The 19215-nt window shown below is 38.1% G+C and carries 15 protein-coding genes and 1 tRNA gene; 6 read left to right on the top strand and 10 right to left on the bottom strand.

Annotated elements, in window-relative coordinates; genetic code table 11:
* Positions 1–36: 36 nt before the first annotated feature.
* The 8 genes from BLW74_RS18455 to BLW74_RS18415 all read right to left on the bottom strand — a co-directional run bounded on the left by BLW74_RS18455 (position 37) and on the right by BLW74_RS18415 (position 9772).
* Positions 37–762 carry a tetratricopeptide repeat protein gene (locus BLW74_RS18455; protein WP_089694838.1) on the bottom strand — a complete coding sequence of 242 codons (726 nt, stop codon included), beginning with the start codon at positions 760–762 and terminating at the stop codon, positions 37–39.
* 39 nt (positions 763–801) lie between these two features.
* Complete coding sequence (miaB, locus tag BLW74_RS18450) at positions 802–2238, bottom strand: tRNA (N6-isopentenyl adenosine(37)-C2)-methylthiotransferase MiaB (RefSeq protein WP_089695245.1); 1437 nt, start codon at positions 2236–2238, stop codon at positions 802–804.
* 132 nt (positions 2239–2370) lie between these two features.
* Positions 2371–2790, bottom strand: a complete 420-nt coding sequence (locus tag BLW74_RS18445) for an energy transducer TonB (protein ID WP_089694836.1) — start codon at positions 2788–2790, stop codon at positions 2371–2373.
* Between the two features lie 10 nt (positions 2791–2800).
* Complete coding sequence (locus BLW74_RS18440) at positions 2801–3283, bottom strand: hypothetical protein (protein ID WP_227413332.1); 483 nt, start codon at positions 3281–3283, stop codon at positions 2801–2803.
* A 136-nt stretch (positions 3284–3419) separates the two neighbouring features.
* The gene (locus BLW74_RS18435) at positions 3420–5153 is read right to left on the bottom strand and encodes a thiamine pyrophosphate-dependent enzyme (RefSeq protein WP_089694832.1); all 1734 of its coding nucleotides are present in this window, start codon (positions 5151–5153) and stop codon (positions 3420–3422) included.
* 256 nt (positions 5154–5409) lie between these two features.
* On the bottom strand, positions 5410–6612 hold the full coding sequence (gene lysA, locus BLW74_RS18430) for a diaminopimelate decarboxylase (protein WP_175579921.1): 1203 nt from the start codon (positions 6610–6612) through the stop codon (positions 5410–5412).
* Positions 6613–6872: 260 nt separating this feature from the next.
* On the bottom strand, positions 6873–8096 hold the full coding sequence (locus BLW74_RS18420; RefSeq protein WP_089694826.1) for a 3'-5' exonuclease: 1224 nt from the start codon (positions 8094–8096) through the stop codon (positions 6873–6875).
* Between the two features lie 149 nt (positions 8097–8245).
* The gene (locus BLW74_RS18415; protein ID WP_089694824.1) at positions 8246–9772 is read right to left on the bottom strand and encodes a helicase HerA-like domain-containing protein; all 1527 of its coding nucleotides are present in this window, start codon (positions 9770–9772) and stop codon (positions 8246–8248) included.
* 345 nt (positions 9773–10117) lie between these two features.
* Here BLW74_RS18415 and BLW74_RS18410 point away from each other — a divergent pair, with 345 nt between their 5' ends.
* Positions 10118–11527 carry an MBL fold metallo-hydrolase gene (locus BLW74_RS18410; protein WP_089694822.1) on the top strand — a complete coding sequence of 470 codons (1410 nt, stop codon included), beginning with the start codon at positions 10118–10120 and terminating at the stop codon, positions 11525–11527.
* A 16-nt stretch (positions 11528–11543) separates the two neighbouring features.
* Positions 11544–11843 (top strand): thioredoxin family protein, encoded by a 300-nt coding sequence (locus tag BLW74_RS18405; protein WP_089694820.1) that lies wholly within the window; start codon positions 11544–11546, stop codon positions 11841–11843.
* A gap of 131 nt (positions 11844–11974) precedes the next feature.
* On the opposite strand, the gene BLW74_RS18400 is transcribed toward BLW74_RS18405, so the two are convergent.
* Positions 11975–12727 carry a nitrilase family protein gene (locus BLW74_RS18400; protein ID WP_089694818.1) on the bottom strand — a complete coding sequence of 251 codons (753 nt, stop codon included), beginning with the start codon at positions 12725–12727 and terminating at the stop codon, positions 11975–11977.
* 222 nt (positions 12728–12949) lie between these two features.
* On the opposite strand from BLW74_RS18400, the gene BLW74_RS18390 reads away from it, so the two are divergent.
* The 4 genes from BLW74_RS18390 (at position 12950) to BLW74_RS18375 (ending at position 18817) form a co-directional block, all read left to right on the top strand.
* Entirely contained in the window at positions 12950–13390 is a 441-nt protein-coding gene (locus BLW74_RS18390) for a DUF6646 family protein (protein ID WP_089694815.1), read from the top strand.
* 106 nt (positions 13391–13496) lie between these two features.
* Positions 13497–14987 carry an RIP metalloprotease RseP gene (gene rseP, locus BLW74_RS18385; protein ID WP_089694813.1) on the top strand — a complete coding sequence of 497 codons (1491 nt, stop codon included), beginning with the start codon at positions 13497–13499 and terminating at the stop codon, positions 14985–14987.
* 81 nt (positions 14988–15068) lie between these two features.
* Positions 15069–15142 (top strand) — tRNA-Asn (locus BLW74_RS18380).
* A gap of 486 nt (positions 15143–15628) precedes the next feature.
* The gene (locus tag BLW74_RS18375; protein ID WP_089694811.1) at positions 15629–18817 is read left to right on the top strand and encodes a S41 family peptidase; all 3189 of its coding nucleotides are present in this window, start codon (positions 15629–15631) and stop codon (positions 18815–18817) included.
* 70 nt (positions 18818–18887) lie between these two features.
* Here the strand turns inward: BLW74_RS18375 and BLW74_RS18370 are convergent, their stop codons facing one another.
* Positions 18888–19187, bottom strand: coding sequence for a putative quinol monooxygenase (locus BLW74_RS18370; protein WP_089694809.1), 300 nt, complete (start codon positions 19185–19187; stop codon positions 18888–18890).
* Positions 19188–19215 lie beyond the last annotated feature (28 nt).

Here is a 19215-nt window from a genome sequence, read left to right as displayed (position 1 = left end):
TGTGTTGAAATGATGAGTGTAGACATCTTCATTGTCTCACCCATACGTTTGCAGGGCTAACATTTTTAAATCTAAATAATCTTTGTTTCTGATCTTAGAAACTTTACTTTTAAAGTATGTATTCTCGGCAAAGCCGTACTCTTTGCTTTGTTTTTCAAAATTTTCCAGCGCTTTGTCATACCTTCCCAGCTCAAAATAGCTGACACCGGTCTGGTAATGATCAAACATTCCTTTCATGTAACTTCTGGCAGTCAGAAGTCTTTCTATAATTCCGGCTGCTTTTTCTTTCTGCCCTGCCACACTGTAGGACATAGATCTCACTATATCCAGATTATATTCTCCGTTTTGAGAACTGGTTGAGTCTCCGGAATAATATCTTTTTAACGCTTCTGCATTCTGAATGTTCCCTCTGTCATCTGTTAAAAACTGAAACTTCATCCAGCCTTTAAAGCCAGGATGCAATTGGGGATTTAAAGCAACCGCTTTATCAATTAAAATTTTCCAGGCAGCGAAATCTTCGTTTTTAAGATACGGAACTGCATTTTCCCTATACGAAAGGGACAAATCAGGACATAATTCTGTAGCTTTATCAAAGCTTTCCTGAGATTCTGCATAGCCTTGCAAATCTGAAGCCCAGTTGTATAACTCACACGCTTTTGTACAGTTCTCACCCTCTACTGCATTACAGTTGACCTGTGCAATAGTATTGGTGTAAACGATAAGTAACAAAAAGCTAAGGTAATACCTCTGAAACTTTTCCATTTTCAATTTTATAGGTTAAATACTGATAGTACTCTACTTTTATTCTGCTGTTCTTCCTAAAAGCGTGCCCTGTGTATTGTCATACACAAAAACGTTCACAATGTCACCTATTTTCTGACCTTCAAGCTTATCAAAGACACATACGGCATTCTGAGAATTTCTTCCTTTCCATTGGTTTTTGTTCTTTTTGGAAATTCCTTCAATCAGAATCTGATGATTTCTGCCTACATAAGATCTCATTCTTTGTTTAGAAAGTTCGCCCTGCAGGGCAATAACCTCAGCCAGACGTCTTTGTTTTACATCAGCAGGGATATTGTCTTCCATTTTTTTGTGAGCGGGAGTTCCCGGCCTTTCTGAGTAGGCGAACATATAACCGTAGTCATATTCCACTTCTTTCATCAGACTTAAGGTATCCTGGTGATCTTCTTCTGATTCATTACAGAATCCGACAATCATATCCTGAGAAAAAGCTACTTCCGGAACAATTTCCTTGGCTTTTTTAATCAGATCCAGATATTCTTCTCTTGTATGTTGTCTGTTCATTGCTTCAAGCATATTATTGCTTCCGCTTTGTACAGGAAGGTGTACATATTTGCAGATATTGTCGTGCTTTGCCATCATTCTGAATACATCCAGGCTCATATCCTGCGGATTTGACGTGGAAAATCTGATTCTCATTTCAGGAACCGCTTTAGCCACCAAATCAAGGAGCTGGGCAAAGTTCACGGCCGTGGCCTTCTGCATTTCAGAGGCTTTGGCAAAATCTTTTTTAGGACCTCCTCCATACCACAGATAAGAATCTACGTTTTGTCCCAGAAGGGTAATTTCTTTATACCCGCTATTGGCAAGGTCTTTACATTCTTCTATGATAGAGTGCGGATCACGGCTTCTTTCTCTTCCTCTGGTAAAAGGAACCACACAGAATGTACACATATTATCACAACCTCTGGTAATGGTAACAAAAGCTGTAACTCCATTTCCGCCTAAACGAACCGGGTTAATATCTGCATAGGTTTCTTCTTTGGAGAGGATTACGTTGATGGCATCTCTTCCGTCATCCGTTTCTTTTAAAAGGTTAGGCAGGTCTCTGTAAGCATCGGGACCTACAACAAGGTCTACCAACTGTTCTTCTTCTAAGAATTTAGTTTTCAGTCTTTCCGCCATGCAGCCCAGCACTCCAACCGTCATATTCGGTTTTTCTTTTTTGAGATTTTTGAACTGAGAAAGACGCATTCTTACGGTCTGCTCTGCTTTTTCACGGATAGAGCATGTATTTAAAAGGATAAGGTCTGCTTCCTCCACCTTCATGGTTGTATTATATCCCTGTTCATTAAGGATAGAGGCAACAATCTCAGAGTCAGAGAAATTCATCTGACAACCGTAGCTTTCTAAAAATAATTTTTTAGAGTTTTCCGGTCTTTCTGCAATAGCAAAAGCTTCGCCCTGTTTTGTTTCGTCTATATATTTTTCCTGCACAATAATCAATTTAAGGTCCGTAATTTTAAATTACGAATAAGTAAGTCTGCAAAGATACAAAATATTGTGACAGAATGTCAGCGCTAAAATTTTAACAAAATCATAAATTAAAAAAAGTATTGGAATTCTTTTTTAATCATGATCATACGTATGATTATCAAACCTGATCTTCATTATGGTTTTAGAATCTACAGGTACGCCATTTTTAGTGGCAGGTTTCCATTTTCCTTTTACCTTCTTAGCCGCAAATTTCATATCGTCAATAAATGTTTCATCATTTTTGAACCTGGGAAGTATATCTACTTTATCAATTTTACCTTTTGGATCAATATTAAAAACAAAAGTTACTTCGCCTTTGATTGCATATAGAGCCACATCAATATAGGCATGCACCATATTCAGAAATTCTTTTCTGAAGGCATCATCTCCTCCCGGGAATTCTGCTTTTCTGAAATCTTCTCCGGACTGTACCTGAATCTGAGCTTTTGTTTCCTGTGAAAAACCTTTAAAACACACAAGCAATAAAGGTAAAATAATGAGGTATTTTTTCATGTATTGGGAATTAGTCTATATCTGCTGAAATGGAGGAGAAATTCATTTTAACTTTAATCTGTGAAGCTACAGGCTGCCCGTTACAGGAAGCCGGCGTCCAGTTTTTCTTTATTCTTCTTACTACATATTGCATATCATCAAAAAAGACTTCACTGTTTTCTACCTTAGGCATTCCTTTCACATCCACTACCTTTCCTTTAGCGTCAAGCACCAGTGTAAATGTAAAATCACCTGTAAGGGCATAGAAATCGGAATTCAGATAGGCATACATATATTTATTCAGAATTTCTTTATAGGCGGCAACACCGCCTTCATAAGACGCGGGTTTGAAATCATTACACTTTACGGCAACCTGCATAAAAGGTTCTTTAATGTCTATCTTAAGAACATTTTTATTACTTTCTCTGATAAAAGAATCATCACGGTCTTCCTGATCCTGTGCGAATGAAAAATTCATCACGAATAAGGCTAAAAATAGAAATATCGTTCTCATAGTTTTGTTTCCTAATAATCAGCAAAGGTAACTAATTAGGTGAGTTATAAAAAAGAAAAACTTCACACAAAGTATGAAGTTTTTACAGACTGATTCAGCGCTTTGGACATACGCCGAAAATCAATTATCTCTTGTTTTACAGAAGACCTTTAATATGCTTATAGTTTGTCTTTACCGTTTCAAAAACTTCATCCATTTTACCGCCGAGCATTAATTGGGCCATAGACTTGGTCATTCCCATAATCTGGTCAAATTCAATTTTTGGCGGAAGAGCCAGCGCATTGGGATTGGTAAAAATATTCAGAAGATAAGGACCATTGTAAGCTAAGCATTCTTTGATGGCGCCTTCCACATCTTCCGGAAGATGTACATTTTTACCGGGATACCCCATGGCGTGGGCAACCATTGCAAAATCCGGATTAATCATATCGGTTTCGTTATCGGGCATTCCGCCAACTTCCATTTCCAGTTTCACCATTCCCAATGCTCTGTTGTTAAACACAATCAGTTTTACGGGTAATTTATACTGAAAAATGGTAGCCATATCTCCCAATAACATGGATAATCCTCCGTCTCCACACAGAGCAATCACCTGTTTTTCGGGATGGGCCAAGGCTGCCCCAATGGCCATTGGCATTGCATTCGCCATGGATCCGTGGTTAAATGATCCCAGCATTTTTCTTTCTCCGGTTCCCGTAATAAAACGGGCACCCCACACGCAGCACATTCCGGTATCTACCGTAAAAATAGCATCGTGCTTGGCAAGCTTGTCTAAAGTATGTGCAACATATTCCGGCTGAATGGCATTTTCTTTTCCAAAATCCTTTACATACTCCAGCTGGCCTTCTTTTACTTTATCATAAAATTCAAGCTGTTCGTTCAGAAAATGAACATCAGTTTTTTCTTCCAGCAAGGGAAGCAATGCTTTAATGGTTTCTTTAACATCCCCTGCAAGACCCATCTCAAGCTTTGCCCTTCTTCCTAATCTTTCGGGGCTCTCATCAATCTGTACTATTTTATTTTTTACAGGCATGAATTTCTGATACGGGAAATCCGTTCCCAGAAGAATCACCAGATCTGCTTCATGCATGGCGTGGTAAGCTGAAGGAAATCCTAGTAACCCTGTAAGCCCTACTTCATTAGGATTGTTTGGCTGGATGGCCATTTTCCCACGGAATGAATACCCTACAGGAGCTTTTAGCAGATTGGATAAGGTTATGACTTCATCACGGGCTTCCGCCGCACCTATTCCACAATATAAAGTTACCTTTTTACTTGTATTAATTAATTCGGATAAATTTTTCAGCTCATCATCGGACGGCCTGATTACAGGATTTGTTTTAAATATCTGGGCAGAAGTTGCTCCTTCTTCGGCATCAAGCTCAGAAACATCTCCGGGAAGCCCTATCACAGCAACTCCTTTTTTGGAAATGGCATGCTGTATAGCCGTCTGAACCGTTCTCTGCACCTGCTCCGGCCTTGTAATCATCTGATTGTAATAGCTGCAGTCATCAAAGAGCTTTATGGTATTGGTTTCCTGAAAGTAATCCATTCCCATTTCATCACTGGGAATTGTGGATGCAATTACCAGCATTGGGACGTGGGAACGGTGAGCTTCATAAACCCCATTAATAAGATGAACGTGACCTGGGCCACAACTTCCGGCACATACTGCCAAACCATCAAGTTCAGCCTCCGCGGCTGCGGCATAAGCCCCTACTTCTTCATGCCTTACATGAATCCACTGGATACTGCTTTTTTTAACTGCAATATTCAGATGATTGAGACTGTCGCCGGTTACTGCATAAATTCTTTTCACATTGGCATTTTCGAGCACTTCAACAATCTGCTCTGCTATGTTTCTGGCCATAATTACTCTGTTTTGGTTGATTTTAGGTGAAAATAGGATTTAAAAAGGATAATAATTTTCCTATTCCTATCAAATTTAGCTAATAAAATTGGAACATCCATCCGGATTCAATGTTAAAAATTGGTAATTTATCCCAGGTTCTTTTCCTTTTTAAAGAAAACCTTTGACGTTTAAGACCTCCATAAATACTGAACCAATTAACTCCAAATAAAACAGCCACCCGAAAGGTGGCTGCTACTAAAATATCTTCAAGATTTTACATGACTATTTCAATCTGATTTCTCAGCAAATCTTCAAACTCGTCTCTTTTACGGATCAAATGTGCTTTTCCATCTAAAAATAATACTTCTGCAGGCTTTAATCTCGAATTGAAGTTGGAACTCATTTCAAAACCATAGGCCCCCGCATTATGGAAAGCGAGGATATCTCCTTCTCTTACTTCATTCAGTTTTCTGTCCCAGGCGAAGGTGTCTGTTTCGCAGATGTTTCCTACCACAGTATAAATTCTTTCTGCTCCTTTTGGATTGGATAAGTTCTCAATCATATGGTAGGAATCGTAGAACATGGGACGGATCAAATGGTTGAATCCTGAATTCACACCAACAAAAACTGTAGCGGTTGTCTGCTTGATCACATTAGCTTTCACCAATAAATATCCGCTTTTTCCCACCAGAAATTTTCCGGGTTCAAACCATAATTCGAATTTTTTTCCTGTAGATTTTGAAAACTCGGAAATGACTTTTTCTACCTTTTTTCCTAATGTTCTCACATCAGTCTCTTCTTCGCTGTCCTGATAAGGAATTTTGAAACCGCTTCCCATATCCAGGTATTTCAGGTTGGGAAAATGCTCAGAAAGTTCCAGCATGATATCTAAAGCCTGAAGAAAAACATCCGGATCTTTGATCTCGCTTCCTGTGTGCATATGCAATCCTTCCACATTCAGGTTTGTACTTTTCATTACTCTTTCGATGTGACGCACCTGGTGAATGGAAATACCGAACTTGCTGTCGATATGTCCTGTTGAAATTTTATAGTTACCTCCCGCAAAAATATGGGGATTGATTCTTACTAAAATAGGATAGGTATTTCCGTATTTATTCCCGAACTGCTCAAGGATAGAAATATTATCAATGTTTATATGAACTCCAAAAGTCATTGCTTCCTCTATTTCAGCAAGATCAACACAGTTGGGAGTAAACAAAATCTTTTCTTTTGGAAATCCCGCCTTGAGTCCCAGCTTTACTTCATTAATGGATACACAATCCAAAGAAGCGCCCAGATTCTTGACATACTTAAGGATATTGATGTTGGTCAACGCCTTCGCTGCATAGAAGAACTTTGTATGTTTTAAAAAAGAAGATGTAAGTTTTTCGTATTGAACTTTGATGGATTCTGCATCATAAACGTACACCGGGGTGCCAAACTCATTGGCGATCTTTAATAATTCTTTTGAATTCATAATTTCATTTTAACATAAAAAAAGGCAGATTCTTATGAAAAGAGCCTGCCGCATTGATTATTTTTTATGCAAGACAACTCTTTTAAATATTCCAAACCTTAGAGAACCTTACAGCTCCCTTTTTTCCAGTTTTAATTTGTTTAAAATTTTGCATTGCTTCTACTTATTTTTTGCAAAAATACTATTTATTTTTTATTTTCCGGGAATTGATTTGAAAAGCCCCTTCTTTCAGATCAAACTGTAAAGTGCTAATTCCTATATCATTTCGGCAGAGGCAGTGTTTCAAAATCACCGCGAAGGAGTGCCAATTGCAGTTCATTATTCAGATCTGTGGAAGATAAGGGAAGGTCAATTTTCAATTTAGCCAGCTTGCTTAAAGTCTGAATTTGTGTAAACAATTCATAAAAACCAAATGAAACCACTTTACCGTTTTCTATGATTAAAAATAATTTCTCGCCCAGTTTCCTTCCCTGCCCCAGCCATAATTCATTCCTTTTTCTGAATTCAATTTTCTGTTTCAGTACAGAAAAGTCTTTAAACTGTTCCTGCGTTCCGATAAACTGAACAGCTTTTGTTCCCTGGGTAAATGATCTGAATTTTAAAGCGGGTTTTTCGGTCTTATTGAGTGTATTTTTCTCTACTACATATTTATTATTCCTGAAATACAGCCCGAACGGTAAAACTTCTTTCTTTTTGATATTCTTGGAATTGAGGATCAGCTTGGCAATAATATCTGTACCGGTAAGCTCAAAATTAATCTGTTCAACATCTTTCTGAATCTGCTCCCATTTTTTTGACTTGGAATTGAAAACTTTTTTGGAAAATTTGTTGATATCCTGAACATAATCCGAGAACATGATACGTCCTGCTTCATCCTGAAAATAGACAAACCCTTTATCATTAGGAAGATCCTGGGTAAGTTCTTTGATTTTGTTGATGTAGGTTTTTGCATTCGATTCGTCATGCTGTTTCTGAATAATTTCATTTTCAACATCTTTAGAAATCAATAGCTTGAAGAGCTCTAATGTGGCTCTTGCATCACCTTCAGCTCTGTGGTGGTTGGTCAAAGGAATTCCAAGCGATTTAACCAATTTCCCAAGCGAATAACTTACCTCATCAGGAATGAGTTTTTTCGCCAGCGGGATTGTATCTAAAGTGTTGATTTTAAAGTCATAACCGAGCCTTTTGAATGACTGACGCAGCATTCTGTAATCAAAATCTATATTATGACCTACCAGTGTTGTATTTTGAGTGATTTCAATTACTCTTTTTGCTATTTCGTGAAATTTTGGAGCAGTTTTGACCATTTTCGGGGTAATACTGGTCAGTTTTTGTACAAATGGAGTGATATCACCTTCAGGATTGACAAGGGATATAAATTGATCCGTAATTTTTTGACCGTCATATCTGTAGATGGCGATATCAATAATGCATTCATTTCTATAACCTGCACCATTACTTTCTATATCTATAATTGAATACATTGAATGTGTGTTAACTGCTGTTGTGTCATTTATATGTAAAACCTGAATTTTATTCCCCAATAAAATCAGGTTCTGTTTGTACTATTTGTAAAGATAACCTGCTAAAATAACAAAAAATATATCAAAATACAGCAGATTATCCTTCAAAGTTATCTTCTTCTTCCTCCCAGGCCAAGCATTCCAAGGATTGCTTTTGCTCCTTCTCTCATGAGTGTGGACGTAAAAGTACGGCCGGCTTTGCTCTGCAATACCTGCTCAAACATGCCGGGTTCTTCTTTCACCGGTTTTGTTTTTTGTGCGGGAGTTGGGTTCTGTGCCGCCTGTTCCATTCTGTTTGTTAGCATTTCATAAGCAGATTCCCGGTCTACAGCCTGTTCATATTTTGCGGCCATTGCTGATCTGGAAGTCAGATCAGAGATTTCTGCTTCACTTAAGACATCCATTCTTGATTCCGGAGAAATCAGGTACGTATGGACCAGCGGTGTAGGAATTCCCTTTTCATCCAAAGCAGTGACAAATGCCTCTCCTATTCCTAAGTTCTGGATAAGACTGGCTGCGTTATAGTATTCTGTAGTAGGATAATTTTCAACGGCTTTGGTAATTTCTTTTTTATCTTTTGCTGTGAACCCTCTTAGGGCATGCTGTATTTTTAATCCTAATTGAGACAGTACATTTTCTGGGACGTCACCAGGTATCTGGGTAATAAAATAAATTCCCACTCCTTTGGAACGGATCAGCTTCACCATTGTTTCAATCTGTGAAAGAAGCGCTTTGGATGCTTCATCAAAAATCAGGTGAGCTTCATCTATGAACAGCACCAGCTTTGGCTTGCCGCTGTCTCCCTCTTCCGGAAAAGTCATATAAATTTCAGCAAACAGCGAAAGCATGAAGGTGGAGAAAAGCTGCGGCTTATTCTGAATATCTGCTACTCTTAATATATTAACAACACCTTTTCCGTCTCTTGTTTCCAGTAAATCATGCACATCAAAGCTTAATTCTCCAAAAAAACCTGCTGCTCCCTGCTGTTCCAAAGCTACAATAGATCTCAAAATTGCACCCAGAGATGCCGATGCAATAGATCCGTAATTGGCTGCCAGCTCAGCTTTTCCCTGTGCATTATCAGTTACATACTGCAATACTTTTTTCAGATCATTCAGATCAATCAATGGAAGGCCTTTATCGTCACAATATTTGAAGACGATAGACATGATGCTTTGCTGAGTATCATTGAGCTCAAGGATTTTACTGAGTAAAACCGGGCCGAATTCGGTAACGGTAGCTCTCAATTTCACTCCTTTTCCTCCGGAAATACTCATTAATTCTACCGGAAAGCCCTGCGGATTGTAGGGAAGCTGTGTTTTAGCATATCTTTCTTCTATGACAGGATTCATCTGGCCTGCCTCTGCAATTCCGGAGAAATCTCCTTTAATATCTAAAACCAAAGAGGGAATTCCAGCGTGTGAAAGCTGCTCTGCAAAAACCTGTAATGTTTTAGTTTTACCTGTTCCTGTAGCTCCGGCAATAAGACCGTGACGGTTAATGGTTTTAAGGGGAATGGTTACATTGACTTCTTTTACGACTTCACCATCCAGCATTCCTTTTCCTAATATTATATGCTCTCCTTTAGGAGTGTATCTCGCGTTGAGTTCTTCAACAAATTGTGTTATGTCTGCCATTTAATTGCTTTTTTAAACTTATAAATATAAAATTTTTTGTAAAATATTTTAAAATATTTTCTGATAAACCTCTCTCTATTCTTCTTTAATAAAAATTTCCGCCACCCTAAGCAAGTATTACACCATGCCCGTAAAATCCTGAACAGGCAATCTATTCTATAGATAAACATGATATAAAACAGCATTTCTCTTTTGTCCCCCTATAAGGCATTCTTTTTGCTTAAAAGGATAACGATACTAAACGTTCGTTTAACAAAGTATTGAAAGAAACTATCAATGGAATTTAACATTTCATTTAGAATTTATCTAATACTTCGTATCTTTAACTCATTAAAAAAAGACCCAATGAAAATTGAACAAATATATACGGGCTGTCTGGCTCAGGGAGCCTATTATATTGTATCAGAGAATGAAGCAGTGATTATAGATCCTTTAAGAGAAGTAAAACCTTATCTGGATCGTCTGGTAAAAGACCATGTCACTTTAAAATATATTTTTGAAACTCACTTCCATGCTGATTTCGTATCAGGACATCTTGATTTAAGCAAGAAGACAGGTGCTCCTATTGTGTACGGACCTACTGCCGCTCCTGAATTTGAGGCTATCATCGCTGAAGACAATCAGATCTTTGAGATCGGAAAAGTAAAAATAAAGGTAATGCACACTCCGGGACATACTATGGAAAGCAGCACTTATCTTTTAATAGATGAAAATGGTGTTGAAACTGCCATTTTTACGGGAGACACCCTATTTTTAGGAGATGTAGGAAGACCGGATCTTGCTCAGAAAGCGACTAACCTTACTCAGGAAGACCTTGCGGGGATTCTGTATGATAGCCTTCAGAGCAAAATCATGCCACTGGATGACAGCATCACGGTTTATCCTGCCCACGGCGCCGGATCTGCCTGTGGAAAAAATATGCAGAAAGAAACGATAGACATTTTAGGAAACCAAAAGAGAACAAACTACGCTCTTAATCAGCCAGATAAAGAATCCTTTATCAGAGAAGTTCTGGATGGTTTAACGGCTCCGCCTAAATATTTCGGAATGAATGTGGCTTTAAATAAAGGAGGATATGAAAGTCTGGACGTGGTGATGAACAAAGGACTGCAACCTGTTTTACCGGAAGATTTCGAAGCTTTGGCAGAGGAAACAGGAGCATTAATTTTAGATACAAGAGGAGCCGCCGATTTTCATAAAGGATTTGTTCCGAACTCTATCAATATAGGACTGAAAGGAGATTTTGCCCCATGGGTAGGAACTCTTATTGTGGATGTAAAACATCCTTTATTACTTGTTACCGATGAAGGTACCGAAGAGGAAGTTATTACAAGACTCAGCCGTGTAGGCTTTGATAATGTAGTGGGATATCTTAAAGGAAGTTTTGAAGCATGGAAAAATGCAGGCAAGGAAACTGATGAAATCAAAAGAATCTCTCCTGCTGAATTTGCAGAGCAGTTTACAAAAGATGCTACCGTGGTGGATGTAAGGAAACTGACTGAATATTCTGCAGAACATATTGACAACGCTTATAATAAGCCATTAGACACCATCAGTGAGTGGGCCCGTACTATTGATGATTCTGAACATTTCTTCCTGCACTGCGCAGGCGGATACAGAAGCATGATTGCAGCAAGCATTCTTAACTCTCACGGGATCAGAAACTTTACAGAAATCGAAGGCGGTTTTAACGCAATCAAAAAAACGGAAAAACTTCCTACCTCGGATTTTGTATGCCAATCCAAAACACTTTAATTCATAAAACTAAGCTATGTCACAAAAATTTCAGGAAATCATTAATTCGGAAAGACCTGTATTGATCGACTTTTTCGCAACATGGTGCCAACCCTGTAAAGTACAGTCTTCTGTTTTAAATACAGTAAAGGAAAACATTGGCGAAGGAGCCAGAATCATCAAGGTAGATGTAGACCAATATCCCGCACTGGCAGCTCAATATGGAGTGCGTGGAGTACCTACGCTGGCGATTTTCAAAAAAGGAGAAATGCTATGGAAGGAAAGCGGTGTTCATGATGTCAATACCCTTACACAACTTTTACAGGAATATGCTTAAAACTGTGATTTTTTCACAGTTTTTTTTTATAATTCCCCCAGACCGCGCAGATTTTCACAGATGATTATGCTTACCTTCTTTCTAAAGAAATTAAAAAACCTTTGAAGATCTGCGAAAACTGTGGGAATAATCTAAAATTCAAGAGAAAAAGAATCTCTATCATTCAGAAACTGGAAATGGGTTCTGAAATCTTTCAGTTCTTCCCTGTTCAATTCTGCAGTTACGAGATTATCTTGTTTCTCGGAAATTTCTTTTCCATCAGCAAAAAAGCAGTGAGAACTTTCCTGATAAAAAAGATCATTACCATCTGTCCCGATTCTGTTCAGACCAAATACAAAAGATAAGTTCTCGATCGCCCTGGCTTTCAGCAAGTGCTCCCACGCTCCTACTCTTTTTTCAGGCCAGTTGGCAACATATAAAACAGCATCATAGTCATCATTATTTCTTGCGAAAACAGGAAAACGAAGATCATAGCATACCTGAAGCAGGAAGCGTATTCCTTTATATTCAACAATTACCCTGTCTTTTCCCGGTGTATACACTTTATCTTCTCCAGAAAAGGAAAACAAATGCCTTTTATCATAGTAAGATGTTTCGCCATCTGGTCTTACAAAATACATTCTGTTGTAAAACTTTCCGTTGTGTTCCACAGGAGCGCTTCCGCAGAAAGCTGCATTTTTTTCTTTTGAGATCTTTTTCAAAAACTCCAGTGATTCATTATTTCTGTCTGAGACTTCAGAAGCATCCATACAGAAACCTGTTGAGAACATTTCCGGGAGAAGAAACAGGTCAGCTTCCACATTGTGAAGCTCATTTTCTATGAGTTTAAAATTCTCAGTTTTATTTTTCCAGATGATATCTAAATTTAACCCTACCACTTTCATCTTTATTCTTTTTAAAATTATTCCAAATATGAAGTATAAAAATACGGCTTTTATAATTACAAAAAGAGAATTAAAAGGGTTAAAAGTAAGTTTTGCCCGTAAAAATAAAGCCGCTTTTCTTAATAATTTATTAAAGTCAGACATTTTTCCAGCCTACAGATTCTTTCGGTTTCATTTTTGATAGAGATATTTTTTATTAATATCCTTAAAAATTAGAAATTTATGAAGAAATTGTTTTTTATGGTGACGGTCTTCTTTTTTGGTGCTATGGCTAATGCTCAGGCCTGGACAGGAAAGGGAGATCAGAAAATACAGCTGGGGCTGAGTGCCTGGGGATATGGAACCGGAATAACGGGAACTTATGACTATGGACTCAATCAACTTATTTCAGTAGGAGCCGGAATCAACGGCTATTTTGATAACTACAAAAATAACGATAAGGATAACCGTGTTTTTGTTTTCGGAAGACTGAATTTTCACTTACAGGATGCTTTAAATTTACCCGCTAAATGGGATATTTATCCCGGCGTGGACCTTGGGGTGCTGGGGAAAGACTTCGGAGTAGGCGCCCACATCGGAGCCCGCTATTTCTTTACAGAGAAAATAGGAGTGTTTGCTGAAGTAGGTAATAACGGCAGCCTCGGGGTTTCTTTCAATTTATAATCAAATCGTCTTTAAATATGACAAAGCTTCTCGTTTCGGGGAGCTTTTTTATTTGGCATAGTTTTGATAATTGTTACCTTTGCAAATTAAAATCTAAAATTTATTAATGGAAATAGCAATCAAACTTTTTCAGTTCATTCTGAGCATCTCTATACTTGTGCTTCTTCATGAGCTTGGGCATTTTTTACCGGCAATATGGTTCAAGACCAGAGCAGAGAAGTTTTTCCTGTTTTTTGATCCTTATTTCTCCATATTCTCCATGAAGAAAATCAACGGAAAATGGCAGTATAAGTTTTTATCCAAGAACCTGCCTGATTCTGAAGTCATAGAGGTGAACGGGAAAAAGGAAGAAGTGCCTATCGATATATCAAAGCTTCCGGAAAACGACTGGAGAAAACATCCTGAACAGACCAAATACGGTATTGGATGGCTTCCTTTCGGAGGGTATGTAAAAATTGCAGGGATGGTGGATGAAAGCATGGATACTGCCCAAATGAAAAAACCGGCAGAACCATGGGAATTCAGATCAAAACCGGCCTGGCAGAGACTGATTATTATGATGGGAGGAGTTACTGTTAACTTTTTCCTTGCATGGCTAATCTACAGCTGTCTTTCTTTCTTCAACGGCGAAACCTATACGGATATCACGAAATTCAAAAATGGAATTGAAGCTACTTCTGCCGGAAAGAAAATGGGATTCCGGAATGGTGATAAAATCATCAGTGTGGACGGAAAACCTGCAGAAAGACTTGAAAATACATCTATCAATATTCTTTTGGGAGATCATGTTACAGTAGTAAGAAACGGGCAGGAAGTTACTTTCCCTGTCAATGCAGACGGTGTAGCAGATGTCCTTAAACAGAGAGAAGCAAAACTATACATCACGCCAAGGGTATCTATGGTGATTGATTCTCTGGCGACTCCTTCTTCCCAGACATCAGGTCTTGCGAAAGGAGACAAAATTGTAGGAATTAATGGTAAGAAAGCCGCTTTCTTTGACGAAGTAAGCACACTTTTAAGTGAAAACAAAGGAAAAACAGTTTCTGTAGACGTTGAAAGAAACGGTACTGTACAGACCTTACCCGCTGTTTCTGTGGATAAAAACGGTAAATTAGGGATTGCAATTGACACTAAAGGAATTGCAAAATCTATTGTAACGAATAAAAAATATTCGTTCGGAGAGGCTATTCCAAGAGGTTTTACAAGAACTATTGAAGCGTTAACGACTCAGGTTAAGCAGTTCAAAATCATGTTCAACTCTAAAGTGCAGGGTTATAAGAATGTAGGAGGTCCTATCGCAATTGTTAAGAATATGCCTGTAGATAAAGATGCAGACGGAAGCTTTACAATCAATTGGGTTGCTTTCTGGAGCTTTACAGCAATGTTCTCCATCTGGCTGGCATTCCTGAATCTTATTCCGATTCCGGGACTTGACGGAGGGCACGTTTTATTTACTTTATATGAAATTATCGTAGGCAAACCGGTTCCGCAAAAGGTTTTGGAAAACGCACAGATGATTGGAGTTATCTTCCTGTTAGGCTTGATGTTACTGATCTTCGGAAGTGATATCTTCAAGGTATTTACAGGGAAATTATAATTTTTTTACAATTTTTTCCTAAAAATATTTGTAGGGTATAAATATTCGTCCTATATTTGCACCACTTAAAACAAAGGACATTCCTCCTTAGCTCAGTTGGTTAGAGCATCTGACTGTTAATCAGAGGGTCGCTGGTTCGAGCCCAGCAGGAGGAGCAGAAAGACTTACAGCAATGTGAGTCTTTTTTTGTGTCTTAAACTGAACAGATTCTTAGTTACACCAAGTCCTGCTTCTCTTCAAGTTAGATTTAACGCAAACGCTTAGCATCTGACAGTTCATTTTAAGGGAGCAAAGACCGGAATCAGCAAAGCTGATTCTTTCGAAACGTACGCATAACCAATTAGCTTCATCAGGGATATTCTTGGTATCTTAGCTTTTTTTACAATAAGATAATTAAATCTTTACGTTTTTACAACTATATAAGCCAACAAGTATTTGCGATTTTCCTTCATTTTCATAAAATATTGATCAGTTTCATTGAATATAATCAATCTTCAACGCTTTTTATCTGTAACTATTTCGCCAATACTTCGACTATTCTTTTTTAGAGTTATTCAAAATGAGAAAATTCTCTGGTAAATGAATAAAGACGAAGAATAATAAAACCAAGATATAGTATTGTATAAATACCCAGTTGTACCATGAAGAAAACTATTATTTCGTTATTAACAGCATTTTCTATTGTAGGGATTTCGGCGCAGGAAAAGTCGTATTTTTTATCAAGTCCCTCATTGAGTCCTGATGGAAAAACAGCCTATTTCGCTTATGACGGTGATATCTGGAAAGCAGACTCCAACGGCGGAAATGCTTCAAGAATTACGGCACTGGATGGAGAAGAAATCAATCCGCGGCTTTCACCTGATGGAAAATGGCTTGCATTCAGCTCCAACCAATACGGAAATTATGATGTGTATATAATGCCTGCAGGAGGAGGAACCATTAAGCAGCTTACCTTCCACACCGGAAGGGACGAAATGGAAAGCTGGGCTTGGGACAGCAAAACAATCTACTTTACTTCCAGCAGAAATAATAATTTCGGCAGTTTTAAAACGACAATTGAAGGAAAAACACCTCAAAAGCTATTCAATAATTATTTTAACAATACCAATGGCCTGGTAGAAACACCTGCTGGAGAATACCTTTTCACAAGCTCTTCGGAAAGCGCTTACCAGGTACAGCGTAAGCGTTATAAAGGAGAAAACAATCCGGATATTCTTGGATACAATCCAAAAAACAATTCTTTTAAGCAGTATACCAATTACGAAGGAAAAGACTTCAATCCGAGCGTAGATAAAAATGGTATTATGTATTTTATCTCCGACGAAAACAATGGAGAATACAATCTCTATAAGCTCGAAAATGGTAAAAAGACTGCACTCACCCAATTTGATACTTCGATTAAAAAACCTTTTGTTTCAGCAGACGGATCCAAAGTTATTTTCGAAAGGGATTATCAGCTTTACACGTATGATGTGGCCTCAAAAAATACAACTCCTCTTAATATCAGCCTGAATACGAACAAGACACTGGAAAAAGCACAGAATTTCAATGTGGAAAACAACATTTCCTATTATGATGTATCTCCTGATGGTAAAAAATTGGCATTTATAAGCCGCGGTATCATCTTCGTGTCTGACATTGAAGGTAAATTTGCACAGCAGATTTCTGACGGGAAAGAACGCGCCATGGAAGTAAAATGGCTGAAAGACAACCGAACTTTACTGTACAGCCAAACCTATAACGGATATCAGAACTGGTTTACCATTCAGGCAGACGGAAAAGGACAGCCCAAACAGCTCACCGAGGATTTACGCAACAACCGTAATATAACACTGAATAGCAACCTCACAAAAGCAGTGTACTTAAGCGGAAGAGATGAAGTAAGATTATTGGATTTAAAAAATTTCAAATCTACCACCATTGTAAAAGATGAAATCTGGGCATTTCAAAACTCAAGACCTTCTTTTTCTCCTAATGATGAATATGTATTGTTCTCCGCGAAAAGAAACTTTGAGCTTGATATTTTCATTTATAATATTAAAAAAGCACAAACCCTGAATCTCACCAACACGGGTGTTTCAGAGGAAGATCCGGTGTGGTCCCCTGATGGCAGGTATATTTATTTCGCCAGCGACAGAACCAATCCGTCTTATCCTTTAGGGATGCAGAAGTCTAATATCTACCGTATGGCCTTAGATTGGTTTGATGAACCTTTTAAATCTGAAAAATTCGACAGTCTCTTTACGGAAGAAAAGAAGGAAGAAAAATCTTCTGATAAAACGAAGGATAAAGAGAAGGACAAGAAGGACAAAAAAGAAGGCGATAAGGAAAAAGACAAAAAGGAAGAAAAAGAACCGGTAATTAAAGAGCTGAAAGTAAATCCTGAAGATACACTGGACAGAATTGAGCTTGTTACCGACCGGTACGGATATCAGGACGACCCGGCTGTTTTCGCTGATGATAAAAAGGAAATCCTGCTTTTTAATTCTAATCAGGACAATGGAAAAAGACAGCTGTTTAAAAAGGTTTTCACAGATTTTGAGCCCGCTAAGTCTGAAAAAGTTTTTGATAAAGCAGCATATTACTTAACCAAAAATGAGAAAAACCTGTTTGCGCTGATAGAAGGTAATATTTATAAAACAACCATAGCAGCGTTAAAACCTGAAAAAATAAACATTCAATACAGTTTTGACAAAGATCTGGCGTCCGAATTTACTCAGATGTATGCCGAAGCATGGACGGGTGTGGAAGAAAATTTCTATGATGAGAAATTCCATGGCATCGACTGGAAAGCCAAAAGAGAACAGTACGCAAAATATCTACCGTATGTACACAACAGAAATGATCTCCGAATTTTATTGAATGATCTTTTAGGTGAACTCAACTCTTCACACACCGGATTTTCTTCTACCGGAAAAGAAGAAACCATGTATCTGAACTATTTTACCAACGAAACAGGAATTATCTTCAAGAAAGACCAGCCTTATACGGTAGAAAGCATTCTGAGAAAATCACCTGCCTACCGCTCAGGCGTTGACATTAAGCCGGGCGATCAGCTGACTTCCGTAAACGGAAAAAAAGTAGACCCGAATGAAAATATAGAAACCTTTTTTACAAGCCCGAAAAAACAGGAGGAGCTTATACTTACTTTCAATCGTGATGGTAAAAATATAACAGCCAAAGTACACCCTATTTCTAACGGAGAACTAAAAGCACTGCTGTATGATGACTGGATCTACAATAATCACCAGCGTGTTGATAAGCTCAGCAACAACCGTATCGCCTACTCCTGCATGAAAAACATGTCAACTGATGAACTTGACCGTTTCCTACTGGATATGGTAGAACAGGAAAACAGAAAAGACGCAGTTATACTGGATCTTCGCTACAATACAGGCGGAAATGTTCATGATAAGGTGCTGAACTTCCTTTCCCAAAGACCTTACCTTCAATGGAAATACCGTGAAGGAAAAATAACAACGCAGCCTAATTTTGCTCCTTCCGGAAAACCTATTGTTCTTTTGATTAATGAAGCTTCCTTAAGTGATGCTGAAATGACAGCTGCCGGATTCAAAGCGTTGAAACTGGGTAAAATCATCGGCCAGGATACCTACCGATGGATCATTTTCACTTCAGCTAAAGGCCTGGTAGACGGTTCTTCTTACAGACTGCCTTCATGGGGTACTTATACTCTGGATGGACAAAACCTTGAGAAAACAGGTGTAAAACCTGATATTTATGTTAAAAACACCTTTATCGACCGTCTTCAGGATCATGATCCTCAGCTGGAAAGAGCTGTTCAGGAAATCCTTAAAGATTTGAAAAAATAATATCATTTCAGAACCCAAAATAAAAAGACTTACCATGCTGTAAGTCTTTTTTGCTATAAATACTCATTTATCATTCTGAAATTTTTTCCAGTTCAATAAGCTGTATCGGATCACTCATCAGTTCGTCCATCTGATCTGTGAAATTCTTAAAGTGCTCGGTTTGGGTATGAAATTCGAAAGCTTTGTCATCCTTAAAAGCTTCCCACATATAAAATGTTCCCGGGACATTTTTATCCTCAAAAAGAATGTAATAGATACATCCGGCTTCATTACGCGTAGGATCTATAAGTTGTTGCAGAGCATGTTTCAGTTTTTCTCTTTTTTCCGGTTTAGATTTCAGCACCGCTACTGATTTAAACTCTTTATTCATGGTGTTAACTATTTGACTTAAAGTAAAT

It is taken from the genome of Chryseobacterium culicis, assembly GCF_900108365.1.
GTDB classification, from domain to species: domain Bacteria; phylum Bacteroidota; class Bacteroidia; order Flavobacteriales; family Weeksellaceae; genus Chryseobacterium; species Chryseobacterium culicis.
This window is presented reverse-complemented; position numbering and strand designations above follow the sequence as displayed.

Coding starts and splice junctions, on each gene's coding strand:
- BLW74_RS18455 (WP_089694838.1), bottom strand. CDS start 762: ATGGAAAAGTTTCAGAGGTATTACCTTAGCTTTTTGTTACTTATCGTT.
- BLW74_RS18445 (WP_089694836.1), bottom strand. CDS start 2,790: ATGAAAAAATACCTCATTATTTTACCTTTATTGCTTGTGTGTTTTAAA.
- BLW74_RS18440 (WP_227413332.1), bottom strand. CDS start 3,283: ATGAGAACGATATTTCTATTTTTAGCCTTATTCGTGATGAATTTTTCA.
- BLW74_RS18435 (WP_089694832.1), bottom strand. CDS start 5,153: ATGGCCAGAAACATAGCAGAGCAGATTGTTGAAGTGCTCGAAAATGCC.
- lysA (WP_175579921.1), bottom strand. CDS start 6,612: ATGAATTCAAAAGAATTATTAAAGATCGCCAATGAGTTTGGCACCCCG.
- BLW74_RS18420 (WP_089694826.1), bottom strand. CDS start 8,096: ATGTATTCAATTATAGATATAGAAAGTAATGGTGCAGGTTATAGAAAT.
- BLW74_RS18415 (WP_089694824.1), bottom strand. CDS start 9,772: ATGGCAGACATAACACAATTTGTTGAAGAACTCAACGCGAGATACACT.
- BLW74_RS18410 (WP_089694822.1), top strand. CDS start 10,118: ATGAAAATTGAACAAATATATACGGGCTGTCTGGCTCAGGGAGCCTAT.
- BLW74_RS18405 (WP_089694820.1), top strand. CDS start 11,544: ATGTCACAAAAATTTCAGGAAATCATTAATTCGGAAAGACCTGTATTG.
- BLW74_RS18400 (WP_089694818.1), bottom strand. CDS start 12,727: ATGAAAGTGGTAGGGTTAAATTTAGATATCATCTGGAAAAATAAAACT.
- BLW74_RS18390 (WP_089694815.1), top strand. CDS start 12,950: ATGAAGAAATTGTTTTTTATGGTGACGGTCTTCTTTTTTGGTGCTATG.
- rseP (WP_089694813.1), top strand. CDS start 13,497: ATGGAAATAGCAATCAAACTTTTTCAGTTCATTCTGAGCATCTCTATA.
- BLW74_RS18375 (WP_089694811.1), top strand. CDS start 15,629: ATGAAGAAAACTATTATTTCGTTATTAACAGCATTTTCTATTGTAGGG.
- BLW74_RS18370 (WP_089694809.1), bottom strand. CDS start 19,187: ATGAATAAAGAGTTTAAATCAGTAGCGGTGCTGAAATCTAAACCGGAA.